Raw genomic sequence first — 18,600 nt, forward strand, 5'->3', positions numbered from 1 at the left:
CATGATAAACATAGTGGACTTTTGTTAGCTATTGGCAACTTGGTTGGTGAGTGTGTTTTTACTAGTCAAGGCTTTACCACTTGATTACCAGTCATGCGATAAAGTGCCTTTTTTATTTATATTTTACTTCTGATTTCATCATAGGGTATTTTTTATTGAAGTTATAAAGCATCTCTTTTAATGAATTTGCTTCGCTTGGAATAGTCTTTTCTAAGTCTGACCAATGTTCGAATTTAATTTTTTCTGGCAATTCGACTAATCCCGTTATAGTATCCCAAAAAGCATCCCAGTTTTCTCCATAATAATCAGGGTAATCAAGCTTTTGTTTTAATAAAATTTGTAACTTTTCTTTAGTCAATACTCCTTTTAAATCTATCGTAATATCTTTTTTTACTGAATCGCACATATTATTTTCGCTCCTAATAATTACCAATAAAATGCATACGTTCCATAGGTAAACCCCATTAAGCGAAGCATGTCTGCATAGTCAGATTCCGCAAAATCCTGAATGCCTTGGAGTCCTTGCATACCTGCCTTTTGCCATCCAGTATATTCTTTACCAGAGAAATATTCTACACCTTCTCGCCAACTAGCTGCGACTTTTTCTTCAAATCCGTCTAGGGTGAGAATTTGGAACATGGAAGGATCGAGTTTGCTTCCTTTTTTATTCAAGTATTCAATTAGTTCTGGATTGTTCACTTTTCTGCCGGTTTTAGGATCTTCTAGTAGCCACATGACCGTTGGCTTTCCTTCTGGATCTCGACAGGGCACTGCGTAGACATCGTATTTTTCTAATTGCGCTATTTTCTCTTTTTCTGCACGTTTTTTAGCTCGTGCTTCATAGCCGTTAATTTCTCCAACCCAAGCCATATTATTCTTACTAGGTAAAATGAATGTGCCCGTACTGCTATTCCATGAAATCCCCACTTCAACAGGTGCTTTTAATGCCGTAGTGTCTATGTCTAAAGCAACTTGCTATACCGATATATTCATTGAATGAAAAAAGATATATGGATAATTTATAACTCCATACATCTTTCCCAATTTATCTATACTCATACAACTTTTGCTAACTAGTGGCAACTTGATTAGCGAGTTACAGCTTACTAGTCAAGGCTTTACTATTCGATGCCTATCAGATAGTAAAGTGACTTTCTATTTTTATTTTATTTTCTTCCGAACTTAAGAAATGGTGAAATCTATTGATTAAATCTTCCTTTGAAGTAGGTGCTACTTGAGGCATGTAATTTACAAATTCAACCATATCTTCTGGATAGCCATTATTTCCATAAAATTCTGCGATTTTTTTTAATAAATCATCAGTGTCGCTAACCGCTTCGTTTAATTTAGAGAGGCAAATAAATCTAAGTTTTCGTTCTTCTATTTTATACTCATTACTGTCTTCTTCTAAATCAGGAAAGTACCGATTTTTTAATTCAAATAATACTTGTTGTAAATCATTAGAATCAACACCCCAAGCTAGATCGGTAACAAAATCATCCTCATCACCTTTTTCCATCAATTCTATTGCATAATCGGAAATTGCTTTTGATTCAAAGAACTTTTGATTAACTCCAATATAGATCGTTTTCCAATTATAATTTATTTGCTTTTCTTTTAAATCAACTAGTTCCATGGTTTTCTCCTCTTATTTTTTAGGTATTTGATTTGGTTTTCATGTTAATGTACCACCATCAATAAATCTTCTGTGACTTACGTCTCCATTAGGTTCGACAATCCATTCAAAAACACCTTTTTTGCCATTATTACTGCCTTCAAGTTGAAAGAATTTCCTATCAATACCATCTCCCCCAACTAAAGGATATTCACTTGCAGACGTTGGATAATTATCAATAATATCAGGAAATCCATGTTCTTTAGCAACTTGTGGAAATTCTTTTTCTATAACAAGTTTTCCTTTTGAATCCTTTCCCCAGACAGGTTTTACATCATCAATTTGTGCACCACTTCCAACTCGTCGTCCGTCTAAAACAGGACTTTCAAGGTTAGAAATTACTTTATTATTAGACCTCCCGGCTTTCCCAACCTGCCCTGTTCCACTAGCCACTTTTTTAACTTCATCAAAATACCCAGCATTATGGAGTATCTTCAGCTCGTTCTCCGTTAACGATACTCCCTTCAGCAGTTTATTTCCAGCTTTGATTTCTTTGGACATACTATATAGTTTTCCGATTGGTATAGCAGTCAACGCCAGCCAACCCGCTGCTTCTAGCCGACTATTTTTTTCTCCTGATAACCAATCTTTTCCGGTTACTAGCCGATATAAATTATTTATCACTGTAAATTCTGCGGCAAAGTGCAGAACCTCTAACTTTGCTTGCTCATCTAAATTATTATAATATTCGCTTAGCTCTTTACTGTAAACCCCATCTACATAGGCAAATCCCATTAAGCGAAGCATGTCTGCATAGTCTGATTCCGCAAAATCCTGAATGCCTTGGAGTCCTTGCATACCTGCCTTTTGCCATCCAGTATATTCTTTATCGGAAAGAATTATAGCATGTGAAAAAAGATATATGAACTTTTTATGGTTCATATATCTTTTTTATTGTCTTCCACTTGCATGATAAATATAGTGGACTTTTATTGGCAACTTAATTGGTGAGATTGTATCTTACTTTGTCGCTTGATTACCAGTTTTGCGATAAAGTGCCTTTTTATTATGATACTCCCTTTAATTTTTCTTTTTCATCTTTCAACCATTTTTTATGATCTGAAACAACTTTTGATAAGTGTTCCTCGGTGTAAAATTCTTGAGGGGTTAATTTGTTTTCCACACCTTGGTATTGATAAGGCATATCGAACGGAGACTTCAAATCAAGCCAGAACTCACTAATTTCTAACAGAGCATTTACATAGTCTTTATCTAAGATTTTATTCAATAAATTATTCACTAAAATCCATCTCCATCTATAATAGGACATCAGATCTTTCTTATCAGAATCATCAATCAAATCTAGAAGCTTATATATTTCGTTCTCATCATATGGTGTAAATAAACTTCCCAGCTCCCAAACATACGAATTTTCTTCGTTTTCATTTTTAGATAGATAATCTAAAGTGTATTGCATTACAAATTCATCCTCAAGCATACCTTGAAAATAAAATTCGTTGTTTGAATAACCAAATCTACCTACTTTAAGCTCATTCCAAGAAAAAGGAATATTATTTTTTTGAAATTCATTTATATAATTCATTATTTTATAGGCACTCCATTCAATTCTGGATTTCTGATAAACATTCTGTGCGTTACTTTTCCATCTTGAATTATCCATTCAAAACGCCCCATAACACCATTTTGGCTTCCCTGAATTTGATATAATTTAGCATTACCTAAGTCTGTGACTTCCGCTAATCCAGCATAATTATCAATAATATCAGAAAAACCATGTGCTTTTGGAACATCAGGAAATTCATCTATGATAATTTGAGTTTGCTTCGAAGGCGGTTTTCCTGTTAATGGATCAATGTCGTAAATAGAACCTTTACCTTTGACTGGTTTAATATCATCGACTTTCAATCCGCTCCCATATCTAGGAGCTTCTAAAACAGGATTAGTGATTTCCTCTACTACTTTTTGGTTAATCCCACCAGCCTTCCTCGTTCCACCAGCCACTTTTTTAACTTCATCAAAATACCCAGCATTATGGAGTATCTTCAGCTCGTTCTCCGTTAACGATACTCCCTTCAGCAGTTTATTTCCAGCTTTGATTTCTTTGGACATACTATATAGTTTTCCGATTGGTATAGCAGTCAACGCCAGCCAACCCGCTGCTTCTAAACGACTATTTTTTTCTCCTGATAACCAATCTTTTCCGGTTACTAGCCGATATAAATTATTTATCACTGTAAATTCTGCGGCAAAGTGTAGAACCTCTAACTTTGCTTGCTCATCTAAATTATTATAATATTCGCTTAGCTCTTTACTGTAAACCCCATCTACATAAACTTCATAAATGGTGGTTTCTGCAGGTGAGCCTCTTCCAATGATTCGCGGTTTTACTTCGACTTTAGGATCTTTTTCAACTTTGCGCTTGTCCCAAGTAGTATTGATCGTGTTCGCCCAGTTCATATTCTCCGCACTTGGCAGAGAAAATGTTTTAGTGCTCGCATTCCAGCAAGAGCCGCTGACTTTGGCTCCTTTGTTGACGGCTGCTTCTAATGCGGCGATCTCTGAAAAAAAACTAGCAGAACGTGCATTGAATTCTAGGAGTTTCCTTCGCTTCTTTTCTAATTCTTGCTTGCCTTTTTCTTGTGTTCTTAAGACATTTTTCAAGGATCTTTCTATCCCACTAGTCACACCGGTGTTATCAGGGAGTCTCGAAAAATTCTGAATGATTGCATTTGTTGTCGCTATGTGGGCTTCGAATTGTCGAATTTTTTCTTCTAATTCAGATTGTTTCAAATCTCCGCTGTCTACTTGTGACTGGTATTCTTCTGGAAGCTTCTTGCAGGCCTTCTCGACTGCTTCTGTTAAAAGCATACCACCTTTAGCTAAGGGTGTTAATACGGTGGCAAAATATTGCTTGGCAGAATCATACGTTTTCCCTTGCAGCTGATCACTACTGACCACAAAACTGCTGATGGCCTGCTGCAGCTGCTGATAGCCTTGTCTTTGCTGTCGACAAATTGCACGGACACTAGCTGCTTGGGCTTGGGAACTTCCGACATACATATCAATGCTCATCTTTTCGCTCCTCTTCAGTATGGATGTTTCTCTTTTGATGGAGTAACTCTTCTTGTTTTTCGGCGATTTGCTGTTCTTGTCTTTTTAACTCTCGTTGTTTTTCAGAAAATGCAATCATCGCTGCTCCCGCATCCTTGGAAAAATCACTGTACAAATCTCCAAAAAGGTGCCGATTCTCATTTTTTTGAAACATGGTTCGTACTTCGTGGAAAAGTTTTTGAGACTGACTCAGGTGCGTTTCAGTTGCTTCATGCATCCGCTGAAATTCACGTTGCTCTAAATACAATTCGTTCCGTTTGTCGTGTAGTTGCCTTTCCTGTTTGCGAATATTGGCCAGTTTGTCCTCAATTGTCATAGGTCTCTCCTAAACAAGTTCTTTCCAGACTGATCAATCGCTTGAAAATTCTGTGCAACACTTTGAATACTTCCGGAAGCACTATTGACGGCACTCGCCACTCTTTGTGCTGCACTACTGAGAGAATCAATCGCTTCGTGTGCACTCTGATTACCGATAACTGTTGTTTGGGTATCTTTGTTTACTGAAGCTGAAGTTGACAAAGTCTCCGAAGCACTTCGTAAAGCTGTGGCTTTTTGCTGTGCTTGTCCAATATCACTACTTATACCTGCCATATAATCCTTCCTCCTGTTTTACTTTCGTCTCTAGTTCTTCAATCTAAAAAATTAGCTTGATGATCCCTGTTCAGTATTCCGTAGTTGCTTATTTGTTCAGTGACTTGTAAATAAATGCTAATTAAATATCTAGTTTTAACTAGGTACGAAATACGTTCCATTATCCTATGACACCTCCCTCATTATTAATTCACCCTTAATTGTAATACAATTTTGAGTTAGAATTACATTTTGTACCGCATTTAGCACTTAAGTGTCGTATCCGACACATGTGTATCGTTTTCGACACATCAAAAATCAGCTAAGGCAAAAAAAAAGAGTGGAACTTTCAGCTAAGCTGTAAAGTTCCACTCAAAAATGCGATTAAAAAGAAAATTCGTAGTTTTATTTTTAACCTAGCTACTCTTCCACCGAAACCGGCACAATCACAAACTTGGTTACATCTACCAAACCAACATCGGTAATCTTCAAGCTTGGGATGACTGCCAGCGACATAAAGCCCAAGGTCATGATCGGATCGACTGCTTTTGAAATCCCTAGTTCTTCGTGAGCGATTTGGTTGATCACCGCTTCTTGCTGGGCGACTTCTTCACCCGTCAACTCGCTCATTAAACCTGCTACTGGTAGCGCCAGTTGTCCAATGACCTTTCCATCTGCTACTAGGACGACCCCACCACCTAGTTCCTTCAACGCTTCCACGGCTTTTGTCATATCCTCATCGTTGGTTCCAGTAACAATCAAGTTATGGGAATCGTGGGCAATCGACAAGGCGATCGCCCCTTTTTTCAGACCATAATCCTTCAATAATCCCACGAACACATTGCCCGTATTGTGATGGCGTTCAATCACGGCGATTTTGGTGATATCTTGTTTCGGGTCATAAACAAATTCACCGGCTTCATTGCGCTGTACCGTGACAATCGCTTCCTTGGTTAACGCTTCTTGCGGAACAACTTCAATCGCCCGTGCTTTGTTGGCAGTCAAATTCAGCACCAGCTGCTCTCTTTGGAATTTATCAATGTGCACACTGGATTGAACGTCTTTAGTTGAAGTGGTGTGAATTTCTGGTAGATAGTTACCTTGTTTCGCTACCAATTCGCCATCGATGTAGGTTTCCTCTACTGCGAATGTTTCCAAATCAGAAAAAACAATCAGATCGGCTTTCTTGCCTGGGGCAACTGCTCCACGGTCGGACAGTTGGCAGCATTGTGCCGCATTAATCGTCGCCATTTGAATCGCTGAAATTGGGTCCAGCCCTTCTTGGATACAAATACGAATACTGTTATCCAAATGCCCGACTTTCAAAATCGAAGCAGCTTGCAAATCATCGGCAGCTAGAACACAGCGATGAATATTCCTCGCTGTGACTCCTTTTAGTAATGTTCGCAAATTCTGAGTAACCGAACCTTCCCGCAGAAATACATACATCCCCCGAGAAATTCGATCCTGTAATTCTTGGACAGTCGAAGATTCATGGTCATTGTCAATGCCAGCAGCTGCATAGGCGTTTAATTCTTTTTCAAAAACCATTGGCGCATGGCCGTCGATCCGCTTACCTGCATTTTTAGCTACTAATAATTTTTCCAGTACCGCATCCTGTGCGTTAATCACACCAGGAAAGTCCATGAATTCGGCTAGTCCTTCGACCAATTGATCCTGCATCGGCTGAACCATGTCTTCGGCGGTCAACACCGCCCCGGCATTTTCCATATTCGTTGCTGGCACACAAGAAGGCAGCATATACTGAATATCTAAGACGGTTCCTTTGGCTGCTTCGATCATATAATCCAAGCCCTTCAAGCCCAGCACGTTCACAATCTCATGAGGATCTGCCAAAACCGTTGTAGTCCCATGAGGAACCAAGAGCCGGCCGAATTGCTCTGGAGTAACATAAGAAGATTCCACATGAATATGCGGATCAATCAATCCCGGTGCCACATATTTCCCTTGCAGATCATGGGTGACTTTACCTTCGTATTCACCGCCAATTCCTGCGATTACGCCATCAACGACCGCAACATCCCCTTCTAACACCGTACCTTGATAGACATCAATAATTTTTGCTTGTTTAAAAACAACATCGGCTGGTACACGTCCAGCAGCCACATCGATTAGTTTTTTTAGCTGTTCTTTGTTCATCTTATGCTCACTCCCTATGAAAAGGTATTTCGTTCATTATAACAAGCTGTCAGACTTCCGTAAATTTTTTATTGAAAATAAAAAAATATGGCATACTTCGCTGGCTTTGAGTCATTAAGACTACATTTTTAAGTCAAAGAAAAAACGTGCGGAAAATCCGCACGTCCTAACAATTTATTCGATTACTGAGCGCAGCATCTTTTCCACATTCATATATTGGAAATCTTCAGGCTGAATATAAACGATTTTTCCTGATTCCTTTTGAATTTGAGCGCTGATTTTTTCTTGATAGCGGGCAACCTGCGGCGTAATCAAGAAGGCATCGTAGGATTTGGCAGCAATCTTTTCATCTAATCGACTGACTGGTGAATAGTCAATATCATAATCTAAGTCGCGTTTACGAACAACTTCCAGCATTTTCGATACTAACAGTGCGGCACTAATGCCTGTTTCACAGACAATCAAAATACTTTTATCCAATTAGCTTCCCTCCTTTCGAATTATTTAGCAGCTAGCCCCCATGGTGAAAAGGCAACATAAGTCAAAATAACTACGATAACCACAATAATCGATGCTAATTTAGTAAATTTCCAAGGCTTGATATCCACTTTCGTATTGAACGTATCAAGTACAAAGTTGCCATCTGGTTTCACTTTAGAGACAAACCAAATGATGAAAACATCCAGGAAGAATAATAGACTTAAGACATATAAGAAATGGACGTCGGCTAAGAATACTTTTGATAACGCATACAAGACAATGTGAACGCCGATGGTAACTTTGGCTGAAAATGCCGTGGCTTTTTTAGAATAGAAAGCGAACAAGATAATTACTAGTAGCGGCATATTATACAAGCCGTTAAATTCTTGCACGAACTGATACAAACCAGCTGGAGCAAAAGAGATTAATGGTGCTACGATAATGGAAATAACCCCTACAACAACAGTGGTGATTTTCCCAGCCCGAGCAACTTGTTTATCATCTGCTTCTTTATTGATCATTGGTTGATAGAAATCTAAGGCAAATAGTGTGGAAGTCGCGTTTAAAGCACCGGCAAAGGAAGACAGAATAGCTCCGAAAATAACGGCTGCGAACACCCCGAACATCATTTGTGGTAAGACTTCTGTCACTAAAAATGGATAGGCATTGTCTGGATTAGCTAACAGTGAATCACCAAAAATATTGCGGGCAATGATTCCAGGGAAGACCAAGAATAGGGCACCAAATATTTTAAATACGCCTACCATGAAGGCACCCTTTTGTGCTTCGGCTAAGTTTTTGCCGGAAAGTGCTTTTTGTACGATCATCTGATTGGTACACCAGAAATACAAATTGTTAAACAACATCCCAGTAAATAAGGTAGGCCATGGCACAACGGTCGAATCAATGGAACCTACTGAATTCAACAGCCAAGGCGTGTTGTCAACGATGTAATCAATTCCGCCGATAAAGCTGCCAGATCCAAGATTCATTAATCCTAGGAAAGGAATCAACAATCCACAAGCCAACAAACCAATCCCATAAACAGTGTCACTGTTGGCACTGAGAGATAGACCGCCGATTAACAGATATAACACCCCGACGACACCGATTACAACTGCCACTAGAATAATAGAGACGATCGGTCGGATACCCAACAACTCATCAATATGGAAAATCTTATTAAAGACCAATGCTCCTGAATACAGCACCACTGGTAAGAAGGAGATCATATAAGTAACGATAAACAGAATCGAGACAATCCGTTTGGTAACGGTGTCATAACGAATTTCGATAAAATCAGAAATAGTGTTGATACCATATTTGAAATATTTAGGTAAAAAGATTAGTGCTAACGCAACAATCGCAATGGCTGCCGTTACTTCCCAAGCCATTACTTCCATCCCAGCATGATAACTCTGACCATTTTGGCCGACAATCTGCTCAGTGGAAAGATTGGTCATAATAATCGTTCCAGCAATTGGTAAAGCGGTTAAACTTCGTCCGCCCATAAAATAACCTTCCGAACCTGAAGTATCGACACTTCGGGATCGAGAATAAGCAAACAGCCACACACAGGCTACAATAACAACAAAGCTGATCATTGAAAAAATATTCACTGTTTCGCGCTCCTTTTTGTTTCTCTAGTTTATCTTTGAGGTTGTGACAGAAGTGTTCAGCTCCGAGAAATAAGCCGCATAATCCGAAAATAACTTCTCATATTTTTGCGATTATGCGGCTTATTTCGTAAAAGAGCTACTTCAGTCACACCGATTATTCGGTTTTCAGTGACTGTGACGTTTTATGTCACAGCCACCCCGTGATTAAAGTCCGGTTACTTCATTAATATAAGTTCTAGCTTTAACTGCATATTCAAATGGATTGGCTTTTGCCGGATCTTGTTCAGCTTCTACTACGATCCAACCTTCGTAGCCGCTGGCATCAATTGCTTCCCAAATCGGTTTGAAATCAATCATGCCATCGCCGGGAACCGTGAAAGCACCGCTTTTGACTGCATTTAAAAAGCTCATTTTCTTGCTCTTAACTTCTCCTACAACCACTTCACGAATATCTTTGAAATGAATGTGTTCAATCCGATCTTGGTATTTATTGAAAATCGCAACTGGATCTTCACCAGAGAATACTAAGTGACCAGTATCAAATAACAGCTTCACTTTTTTAGGATCAGTAGAAGCCATCAAGCGGTCAATTTCTTCAGTGGTTTGTACGCCTGTGCCCATATGATGGTGATACACGATTTCCATGTCTTTTTGATGAGCCAAATCGCCTAATTTTTCCAAACCTTCTGACAGCTTGTCCCATTCCTCATCAGTAAAGCTAGGTTTTTTGTCAAAGACCGGCTGATCCATCATGCCTTGAATACTATGACCTTGTTCTGCTACGACAATTACTTTTGCGCCCATTGCATGAAGAAAGTCACGGTGTTCAATGAAAGCTTTGGCTGTTTCTTCAAAAGGCTTCGTAGTTAAGAAAGCACTGAACCAAGCACTCGCAACCTTCAACCCGCGAATATCTAAATAGCGGTGAAGTACTTTGGGGTCACGAGGATATTTGTTGCCGATCTCGGTACCGGTATAACCGGACAGTGCCATTTCACTAATCGTTTGTTCAAAGGTATTTTCTTTGCCTAATTCTGGCATATCATCATTAGTCCAAGCAATTGGTGCCATTGCTAGTTGAATATTTTTTGTCATGTGGTGTTCCTCCTACTTGATCTTGGGGTAAACTTGCTGATGAGTAGAGTAATTCTCAGCTTACGTAGCACTCTACTATTTCTCTTCTAGTTGATTTTGTCTGTATACGTATTACTTCTTTTAGTCATTTGGACAGCAAAACTACTAGTCTTTTCCGACTTCGACTAAGCTATCAGTGTCAAAAGATTCCTGACAAGCCAAGGCAATTCTCGTAGACTGCAAACCATCGTAGGCATTAACAGCTGGTTGACGGTTTTCATTGATGCAAGAAACAAATTCTTGGGCTTCGCGGACAAATGCTTCTCTGAAACGTTCAGGGAAATTTTGTGAACATGGACGAACCGTGCCGTGTTCGTTCATCACTGTCACCAAGTTCTTATCTGGTACTTGAGCAACTCGGAGCATCCCTTTAGTTCCCATTACTTCGGTTTCAACATGGTAGCCGTGAGCTGCATTTCGGCCAGCTACTAATAACGCCATCGTTTTGTCTTCCAAGCGCATCATGGCTGCACCAGTTTCTAATTCGCCAGCTTGGTCCAATTGTGGGTAAGCGGCGTTTTTACCAATTGCCCATACTTTGTCGACTTCTTGGCCAGTCATCCAGCGAACTAAGTCGATATCATGGATGGCCATATCTAGGAATAAACCACCACTGTCATTATTCATGGCAAACTCGACAAAGCTTTCCATGCCTTCGCTAGGATCGATTCCGTAGCAGCGAACTAAGGTGATTTTACCGATTTCACCGTTATCAATCATCGCTTTTGCATATTGGTAAGATTCGTCATAGCGGCGCATGAAACCTAACATAAAGACTTGGTCCGGATGTTTGGCAATCACTTGTTGGGTTTCTTTGATTTCTTCAACTGTCAGACCGAGTGGTTTTTCTGTGAAGACGTGTTTGCCGTTTTTCATGGCTGTATCGACTTGCTGGCAATGGAAACCAGATGGTGAAACGATAAAGACGGCATCGATTACGTCGCTTTTCGTCATTTCTTCATAGTCAGAGAAAGTGTTCTTAACGCCTAATTCATTTTGGGCAAACTCTAATTCCTCGGGTACAAGACTGCAGGCTGCTGCTAATTCACAGCCTTGAACATTTTCTGCTAGATTACGGGCATGAACTTTGCCTAATCTTCCTAAACCAACGATACCGATTCTTACTTTACTCACAAAAATTCCTCCTAATTATTGATAAATGGCTGGACAAGTTTCCAATGTAATGTTGACTTTTTGACCTGTTTCCCGGGCTTCGTGCAGCGCCATCATCGTGATAGATGCCGTGTAGCCATCCCAGGCAGTCGGTCCTGTTAATTTATCTTCTTGAATCGCTTGAACCCATAATTGAAACTCATAATCGTAGGCCTCCAAGAAACGTGTTTGCCAATCTGGTGAGATTGCCGTATAGTTTCTTTCTTCGGCTTTCGTGCGGATATATGCTGGGTCAGTCAAACCGATTTCGGCTTCTTCACAAACCACATCGCATTTAATGTCATATCCAAAACGGCAATTGACGAATACTTCCAAATCCATGGTGATACCCGATGCTGTTTCAAAGATCAGCAATTGTGGATCATGTAAATCTTTATGAGAATTTTTTGTTTTCTTTGGTAATAGTAATTGGACGGAAGTGTAATCTTCTTCAACTAACCAACGAAGCACATCGATTTCATGAATGGCTGTGTTACTAATCGCCATTGGTGTCGTATAGTTTTCATCTGCACTTGGATTACGATGCGCACAATGCAGCATTAAAGGTTCGCCATACTTACCAGAATGAATCGCTTTTTTTAATTCAATATAGCCACGATCATAGCGACGCATAAAGCCTACCTGTACCAACTTTTTGCCGTATGCGATTTCAGCGTCCACAATTCGACGACAACCTTCGCTATCCATCGCCAACGGTTTTTCGCAGAATACATATTTCCCATGTTTAATTGCTTCTAATACATATTGCTCATGAGTTGGGTCCCAAGAAGTAACTACCACAACATCCACGATATCTGAAGCAATCAAGGCTTCTCCGGTTTCAAAAAACTGGGCATCGATGGTTTTTGCTAGTGCCGTTGCTGTATCAACATTAATATCTGATACCGCAGTAACTCGGGCTCCTTGTGTCTTCTCGTTGATTCGATGAATGTGTTCAATACCGATAGCTCCTGTTCCGATTACGCCAACTTTGATTTCCATTGTAAATTCCTCCATACTTCTATATATTCACGCAATAATGCGTATGTACCATTGGATTAAACGTTTTAATTCATTAATTGTAGCAATGTCTTGTGAAATACAAAACAAAAGCTTGTTAATTCAATACTTACATCCAAATCATAAATCAAATTACGAATTAAAAGCTTTTAATTTCATTCAAAGCATCCTACTCAAAGCGAACCAACTAATCGCATTTTGGTTATATTGTTATGTGTTGGTTAACTTACTATAAGTTTATATTCAAACGCTTACATAATCAAGAACTTTTTTTAAAATAACAATAATAGGATCGAGTAAAATCTGATATACAGCCATAACATCTACTTAAACTTCGATTTTTTTATTAAAAAATACTCATTTTAATACGTAAGATCGAATAAATGATGGATTTGAAATGGAATAAAAACCCAAAAAGAACTCGATTTTTAGATTTTTTTGGGTATATTTAGAAAAACTTGTTTATAGAATCCTGTTCTAGTCCGCTCTCTTGTGGTGTGTTTTGTCTTCTTTTTCGATAAATTAGATAAAGAAGTTTATGGAAATATTAAGATGAACTAGTAAAATCATTACGTATTGATGACTTTTACTTTGCAGCGATCTGGATACCCAAAAAATACCCATAACTAGTTCATAACATCACAAAAAAACCCTTAACTAGTTAGTTAAGGGCGCAGTTGATTTTCGTTCGATTAAGGTCACAGGTAAGATCACTTCTTCTGGCTGTTTCTCAGGATCTTTAATCCGTTCCAGCAAAATCCTAGCTGTCGTTTCACCAATTGCCGGAATAGATTGGGCTATGGTGGTCATTCGAGGTGTCACATACTCGCACATTTCTACATTATCGTAGCCGACTATACTATAATCATCAGGAATCCCTTTCCCCGCATCTTCCATTCCTCGATACAAACCAAAAACAGTTTCATCATTGATGGCAAAAATCCCAGTAGCTTTGGTTTGAATAATTTGCTGTGCGGCTTTGTAGCCGCCATCCTTATTCATCGGTGCATCGATAATAGTGATCGATACCTCCGGATGCCCATCACATGCTTTTTTAAACCCTCGCAGGCGATTTTGCAGATGTTCTGCGCCATCAATCGGCATGACCATAACCAAATTTTTGTGTCCTAAGTCAATTAAATGCTGTGCGGCTAATTGACCACCAGTGAAATCATCGGATAAAACCGCATCGGTAAGACCCTCTGTACGTTTTTGGTCAATAATAATATAAGGGCGTTTCCTACTATGCAGCATCTCATCCAAGGTTTGATTTGAAATCGCCGGTGTGGCAATGATAAAGCCATCTACCCCTCGACGCATCAATTCTTCTAAATAATAGCGTTCTTTTTCCTCATCAAAGTTCGCATTACAAATAATCGTCACAAAGTTTTCTTGATAGAGAGCTTTTTCAATTCCGGACATCATCTGTCCAAAGAAGGGATTCGTGATATCTGAAAGCAAGACGCCGATGGTTTTGCTTCTTTTGATGATCATTTGCTGAGCAAAATAATTCGGCTGATAATCTAACGCCTCTTTGGCGGCCATCACTTTTTCGACTGTTTTGCGCGTAAATTTATTCTCATTGCCATTCAAAATCAGTGAAACAGTTGCAATCGATACCCCCGAATATCTAGCAACATCTTTTATAGTTACCCGTTTATTTTCCATTTCATACGTATCCCTTCACTATTTTCTTTCTAACTTAAAACGCTTAACATTACATATTTTTATGTTTTTTTAACAACCTATACCTCAATTATAAAAGTTGTTGTCAGCTTTTCAAGCACTATGAGTGATTTTTGAACAGATCTTTTGCAAATCGACAAAAAACCACCATAGAACCTTACAGATTCTATGGTGGTTGCTTAGATTAAGATGCCGATCGATTGATACGGCTGCAGGGTGAAATCCGATGTTAATTCTGAGGTTTGATAATTATCGATCAACACGTCACCTGCGAGAAATTCTTCTGGTAAGTGTACCTGAGTTTCTTGTGCAAAGAAATTGTTCAATACTAATAGCTTTTGTCCTTGATGTTCGCGAATGAAGCCATAAACTGACTCATGTTCTGGCACAAAAGCTTGGTAGCTGCCTTCTGAAATAACTGCATACTCCTTGCGCAGACGAATCAACTTTTGATAATAAGGGAATATTGATCCTTCTTCTAGTTCTTTTGCGGCATTAATCTCTGCTGCATGATTGCCGACAGCCAGCCAAGGTGTTGCTTTAGAGAAGCCTGCGTTTACTTCATGGGTCCACTGCATTGGCGTGCGAGCATTGTCACGAGATTTGCTTTTAACGATGTCAAAAGCTTCTTCTGGCGCTTTCCCCTGAGCCAATAATTCTTGGTAAGCATTCAAGCTTTCGACATCGACATAATCGTCCATCGATTCAAAGTCTGGGTCCACCATCCCAATTTCTTCTCCCATATAAATGTAAGGAGTCCCGCGATTCAGATGGATGGTCGATGCTAACATTTTTGCGCCTGCTACTCGATAGTTTTCCACATCCACGAATCGGTTTAGGGCTCTAGGCTGATCGTGGTTATTCCAAAACCAAGCGTTCCAGCCGTGGTTTTCACTCATTTGTGTTCCCCACGTGTGAAACAATCGCTTCAATTCTTTGAAGTCAAAAGGAATTTTAGTCCATTTTTTGCCATCTTCGTAATCCACTTTTAAGTGGTGGAAGTTGAAGGTCATGGATAATTCATTGCGCTCCGGCTGTGTATATAAGATACAATTTTCTACAGTTGTAAAGCTCATTTCCCCTACCGTAATAATCTCAGGGTCATTACCATAAGTCGCTTCATTCATCATACGTAAATACTCATGCGTGATCGGTCGGTCCGTGTACTCTGGCTTGCCATCACTGACAGCATTACTTTTCAGCACTTCGTCTTTCCCGATTAGATTAATGACATCAAAACGAAAACCTTTGATTCCTTTATCCATCCAAAAGCGAACGACATTAAACAGCTCTTCCCTTACTTCTGGGTTGCGCCAGTTCAAATCAGCCTGCGTGATATCAAACAAATGTAAATAATACTTGCCCGTATCGCCAAAAGGTGCCCAGGCATTGCCGCCAAATTTCGACACCCAATCGGTAGTTTCCTCACGGATGATAAAGTAATCTTGATATTTTTTATCGCCGGCTAAGGCTTTTTGGAACCATTCGTGTTCAATTGACACGTGATTCAAAACCATGTCCAGCATCACATCGATGCCGTGTTCTTTGGCCTTTTGAATCAGTAATTCAAATTCCTCCATCGTACCAAATACTGGGTTGACGGCTGTGTAATCAGAGATATCGTACCCGTTGTCTTTTTGCGGACTTGGGTAGACGGGGTTTAGCCAGATCATGTCCACCCCTAATAGGTTTAAATAAGGTAGTTTCCTGATGATTCCTGCTAAATCGCCAATCCCATCGCCATTGGTATCTAAATAGGATTTGGGATAAATTTGATAAATGACTTTGTCCTTGAAAGACATCTTCTTCCTCCTAAAACCAGGCAGTTGTCTGACCAACTGCCTGTATTAATTATAAATGTGTTACTGTCATGATCGCTTGATCCAAGTTGATTGGTGCGGTTTCCAGCATTGGGTCTACTTGGAATTCGTTTGAATTGGTTACAATGATTGGCGTCTGCACTTCATAGCCTGCGGCGCGAATCGCTTCAAGATCAAATTCCATTAGTAATTGACCTTTTGTTACTGTATCACCTTGACTAACTTTGGCGGTGAAATGTTGCCCATCTAATTTCACCGTATCAATCCCAATATGGATCAATACTTCTGTACCGTCGTTACTTAATAAACCAATTGCATGTTTAGTTGGGAATAATAGACTAACTTGACCATCAAATGGGGCATACAATTTGCCTTCGGATGGATTAATTACCACGCCTTGTCCCATCATTCCTTCTGCAAAAACAGGATCTTTTGCTTGGTTCAATGGTAGAACTTCTCCCTTTAATGGTGCAAACATTTCTAGTACTTGCCCTTTTTTGCTAGCAACTGGTTGATCAATGTCACTTAAATCAACGGCCATTGTTTCACCAACTCGGTCGATTTTGTTGAAAATTCCCGCTTTGCGGAAGAATAGTGTTAAAACAAATGGTACCGCAATTGCAATGACCATCGCAATCGCAAAGATCAAATAATCCTGAGGACGAATCGCTAAAATGCCTGGTAAACCACCTACGCCTATAGATAAGGCCCGAACTCGGAACAATGTAACAAACAAGCCGGCAATCCCACTACCGATCATAGCGGCAATAAATGGATACATGTACTTCAAGTTAATCCCGAACATCGCAGGCTCCGTTACCCCCAACCAAGAAGAGATGACTGATGGGATAGATACTTGTTCTTCTTTTTTGTTGCCGCGATGAGCAAAAACGACGGCTAAAACGGCAGCTCCTTGCGCAATATTAGACAGACAGATCATTGGCCATAAGTTAGTTGAACCAAAGTCGGCAATTAGTTGTGAATCAATCGCTAAAGTGGTGTGATGCAGTCCGGTAATAACCAGCGGCGAGTAGATCGCCCCAAAGACTCCTCCGAACAACCAGCTGAAGCTTGACGTTAAACCAGCATTTACTACAGTTGAAATCAACGTTCCGATTTTCCAGCCGATTGGTCCTAAGATTACGTGAGCAGCGAAAATCGTTGGCAATAATGAAAAGAATGGCACGAAAATCATCGAAATTGCTTCTGGAATACGTTTTCTGAAGAAGCGTTCTAAGTAAACCAGCAAGAATCCAGCCAGCATCGCTGGGATAACTTGCGCTTGGTACCCGATTTTTTCAACGGTCATAAAGCCGAAATTCCAGGTATAGTTAGCAGCAATTTCAGCAGCTGATGTTCCGTTAACGGCATAAGCATTTAGTAATTGAGGTGATACTAAGGTAATCCCCAGCACAATTCCCAAAATTTCGGTGGCACCCATTTTTCGAGCGATACTCCAAGTAATCCCAACTGGTAAGAAGTGGAAGATCGCTTCCCCTGGCAACCATAAGAAACTATTCACAGCATCCCAAAATGTTGAAGCTTGTGTAATGGTTTGGCCATCTAAAAAGCCCATCGGTACTGCTTCTAAAATATTACGGAACCCTAAAATCAAACCGCCGACAATAATTGCAGGTAATAATGGTGTGAAAATTTCAGCTAAAACAGTAATAGCACGTTGAACAGGGTTCTGATTTTGCTTGGCTGCTGATTTAGCCGCTTCCTTCGAAACGCCTTCAATTCCAGCCAAAGCAGTAAACTCATTGTAAAAGACTGACACGTCATTGCCGATGATCACTTGAAATTGCCCCGCATTGGTGAACATTCCCTTAACTACTGCAATATCCTCAATCTTACTTTCATCCGCCTTCTTATCATCAACTAACACAAAACGCATACGAGTGGCACAGTGAGTGACAGCAGAGATGTTTTTCTTCCCGCCAATCGCCTCTAACAGCGCCTTGGCATCCTTATCATATTTACCCATTTTTTTCCCTCCATTTTTTGAACTTGTATGGATAAGTTCTATCTGCCTTAACTATAAGGAATTCTCCAGCTTTTGTAAACCGCTTACAGTTTTGTCAATATATTTTTTATTAGAATTTTCTCATAATAACAGGACGATCATAAAATTTAACACCTCTTTTATGTCTTGTTTTTACCGACATGTTGCATAAAACACCTACAAGCAACTGATAAAAAATACGTTAAA

General features: G+C 39.7%; 17 protein-coding genes. All 17 read right to left on the minus strand.

The window, feature by feature from the left end:
* Positions 1-112: 112 nt before the first annotated feature.
* Positions 113-406, minus strand: a complete 294-nt coding sequence (locus IGI42_RS19415; RefSeq protein WP_438717679.1) for a barstar family protein — start codon at positions 404-406, stop codon at positions 113-115.
* Between the two features lie 20 nt (positions 407-426).
* The gene (locus IGI42_RS19420) at positions 427-870 is read right to left on the minus strand and encodes a hypothetical protein (protein ID WP_438717680.1); all 444 of its coding nucleotides are present in this window, start codon (positions 868-870) and stop codon (positions 427-429) included.
* A gap of 265 nt (positions 871-1,135) precedes the next feature.
* On the minus strand, positions 1,136-1,636 hold the full coding sequence (locus tag IGI42_RS19425; RefSeq protein ID WP_438717681.1) for a DUF2247 family protein: 501 nt from the start codon (positions 1,634-1,636) through the stop codon (positions 1,136-1,138).
* A 39-nt stretch (positions 1,637-1,675) separates the two neighbouring features.
* Positions 1,676-2,557, minus strand: a complete 882-nt coding sequence (locus IGI42_RS19430) for a pre-toxin TG domain-containing protein (RefSeq protein ID WP_438717682.1) — start codon at positions 2,555-2,557, stop codon at positions 1,676-1,678.
* A gap of 124 nt (positions 2,558-2,681) precedes the next feature.
* Positions 2,682-3,218 carry a DUF2247 family protein gene (locus IGI42_RS19435; protein WP_438717683.1) on the minus strand — a complete coding sequence of 179 codons (537 nt, stop codon included), beginning with the start codon at positions 3,216-3,218 and terminating at the stop codon, positions 2,682-2,684.
* Positions 3,218-4,708, minus strand: a complete 1,491-nt coding sequence (locus tag IGI42_RS19440) for a T7SS effector LXG polymorphic toxin (protein WP_438717684.1) — start codon at positions 4,706-4,708, stop codon at positions 3,218-3,220. The genes IGI42_RS19435 and IGI42_RS19440 overlap by 1 nt, the downstream gene beginning before the upstream one ends.
* A complete protein-coding gene (locus tag IGI42_RS19445; RefSeq protein ID WP_438717685.1) occupies positions 4,698-5,063 on the minus strand; it encodes a DUF3958 family protein in 366 nt (121 codons plus the stop codon). Before IGI42_RS19445 ends, IGI42_RS19440 begins: the two co-directional genes overlap by 11 nt.
* Positions 5,060-5,338, minus strand: coding sequence for a TIGR04197 family type VII secretion effector (locus IGI42_RS19450; RefSeq protein WP_438717686.1), 279 nt, complete (start codon positions 5,336-5,338; stop codon positions 5,060-5,062). The genes IGI42_RS19445 and IGI42_RS19450 overlap by 4 nt, the downstream gene beginning before the upstream one ends.
* Before the next feature lie 399 nt (positions 5,339-5,737).
* Positions 5,738-7,477 (minus strand): adenine deaminase, encoded by a 1,740-nt coding sequence (gene ade, locus IGI42_RS19455; protein WP_438717687.1) that lies wholly within the window; start codon positions 7,475-7,477, stop codon positions 5,738-5,740.
* Between the two features lie 174 nt (positions 7,478-7,651).
* Positions 7,652-7,957, minus strand: a complete 306-nt coding sequence (locus tag IGI42_RS19460) for a PTS sugar transporter subunit IIB (protein WP_438717688.1) — start codon at positions 7,955-7,957, stop codon at positions 7,652-7,654.
* A gap of 20 nt (positions 7,958-7,977) precedes the next feature.
* Positions 7,978-9,576 carry a solute:sodium symporter family transporter gene (locus tag IGI42_RS19465; protein ID WP_438717689.1) on the minus strand — a complete coding sequence of 533 codons (1,599 nt, stop codon included), beginning with the start codon at positions 9,574-9,576 and terminating at the stop codon, positions 7,978-7,980.
* 204 nt (positions 9,577-9,780) lie between these two features.
* A complete protein-coding gene (gene iolE, locus IGI42_RS19470; protein WP_438717690.1) occupies positions 9,781-10,671 on the minus strand; it encodes a myo-inosose-2 dehydratase in 891 nt (296 codons plus the stop codon).
* A 144-nt stretch (positions 10,672-10,815) separates the two neighbouring features.
* Entirely contained in the window at positions 10,816-11,850 is a 1,035-nt protein-coding gene (gene iolG, locus IGI42_RS19475) for an inositol 2-dehydrogenase (RefSeq protein WP_438718327.1), read from the minus strand.
* 9 nt (positions 11,851-11,859) lie between these two features.
* A complete protein-coding gene (locus IGI42_RS19480) occupies positions 11,860-12,864 on the minus strand; it encodes a Gfo/Idh/MocA family protein (protein WP_438717691.1) in 1,005 nt (334 codons plus the stop codon).
* Between the two features lie 675 nt (positions 12,865-13,539).
* Positions 13,540-14,550 (minus strand): ribose utilization transcriptional repressor RbsR, encoded by a 1,011-nt coding sequence (gene rbsR / locus IGI42_RS19485; RefSeq protein ID WP_438717692.1) that lies wholly within the window; start codon positions 14,548-14,550, stop codon positions 13,540-13,542.
* 197 nt (positions 14,551-14,747) lie between these two features.
* Positions 14,748-16,370 (minus strand): alpha,alpha-phosphotrehalase, encoded by a 1,623-nt coding sequence (treC, locus tag IGI42_RS19490; RefSeq protein ID WP_438717693.1) that lies wholly within the window; start codon positions 16,368-16,370, stop codon positions 14,748-14,750.
* A 49-nt stretch (positions 16,371-16,419) separates the two neighbouring features.
* Positions 16,420-18,375 (minus strand): PTS system trehalose-specific EIIBC component, encoded by a 1,956-nt coding sequence (gene treP / locus IGI42_RS19495; RefSeq protein ID WP_438717694.1) that lies wholly within the window; start codon positions 18,373-18,375, stop codon positions 16,420-16,422.
* Between the last annotated feature and the right edge of the window lie 225 nt (positions 18,376-18,600).

Origin of the sequence: Enterococcus sp. AZ109 (genome assembly GCF_051714625.1) — a bacterium.
Classification (GTDB): domain Bacteria; phylum Bacillota; class Bacilli; order Lactobacillales; family Enterococcaceae; genus Enterococcus_A.

Coding starts and splice junctions, on each gene's coding strand:
- IGI42_RS19440 (WP_438717684.1), bottom strand. CDS start 4,708: ATGAGCATTGATATGTATGTCGGAAGTTCCCAAGCCCAAGCAGCTAGT.
- iolE (WP_438717690.1), bottom strand. CDS start 10,671: ATGACAAAAAATATTCAACTAGCAATGGCACCAATTGCTTGGACTAAT.
- treC (WP_438717693.1), bottom strand. CDS start 16,370: ATGTCTTTCAAGGACAAAGTCATTTATCAAATTTATCCCAAATCCTAT.
- IGI42_RS19415 (WP_438717679.1), bottom strand. CDS start 406: ATGTGCGATTCAGTAAAAAAAGATATTACGATAGATTTAAAAGGAGTA.
- IGI42_RS19435 (WP_438717683.1), bottom strand. CDS start 3,218: ATGAATTATATAAATGAATTTCAAAAAAATAATATTCCTTTTTCTTGG.
- rbsR (WP_438717692.1), bottom strand. CDS start 14,550: ATGGAAAATAAACGGGTAACTATAAAAGATGTTGCTAGATATTCGGGG.
- IGI42_RS19450 (WP_438717686.1), bottom strand. CDS start 5,338: ATGGCAGGTATAAGTAGTGATATTGGACAAGCACAGCAAAAAGCCACA.
- IGI42_RS19430 (WP_438717682.1), bottom strand. CDS start 2,557: ATGAACCATAAAAAGTTCATATATCTTTTTTCACATGCTATAATTCTT.
- IGI42_RS19445 (WP_438717685.1), bottom strand. CDS start 5,063: ATGACAATTGAGGACAAACTGGCCAATATTCGCAAACAGGAAAGGCAA.
- IGI42_RS19420 (WP_438717680.1), bottom strand. CDS start 870: ATGGCTTGGGTTGGAGAAATTAACGGCTATGAAGCACGAGCTAAAAAA.
- IGI42_RS19425 (WP_438717681.1), bottom strand. CDS start 1,636: ATGGAACTAGTTGATTTAAAAGAAAAGCAAATAAATTATAATTGGAAA.
- treP (WP_438717694.1), bottom strand. CDS start 18,375: ATGGGTAAATATGATAAGGATGCCAAGGCGCTGTTAGAGGCGATTGGC.
- ade (WP_438717687.1), bottom strand. CDS start 7,477: ATGAACAAAGAACAGCTAAAAAAACTAATCGATGTGGCTGCTGGACGT.
- IGI42_RS19480 (WP_438717691.1), bottom strand. CDS start 12,864: ATGGAAATCAAAGTTGGCGTAATCGGAACAGGAGCTATCGGTATTGAA.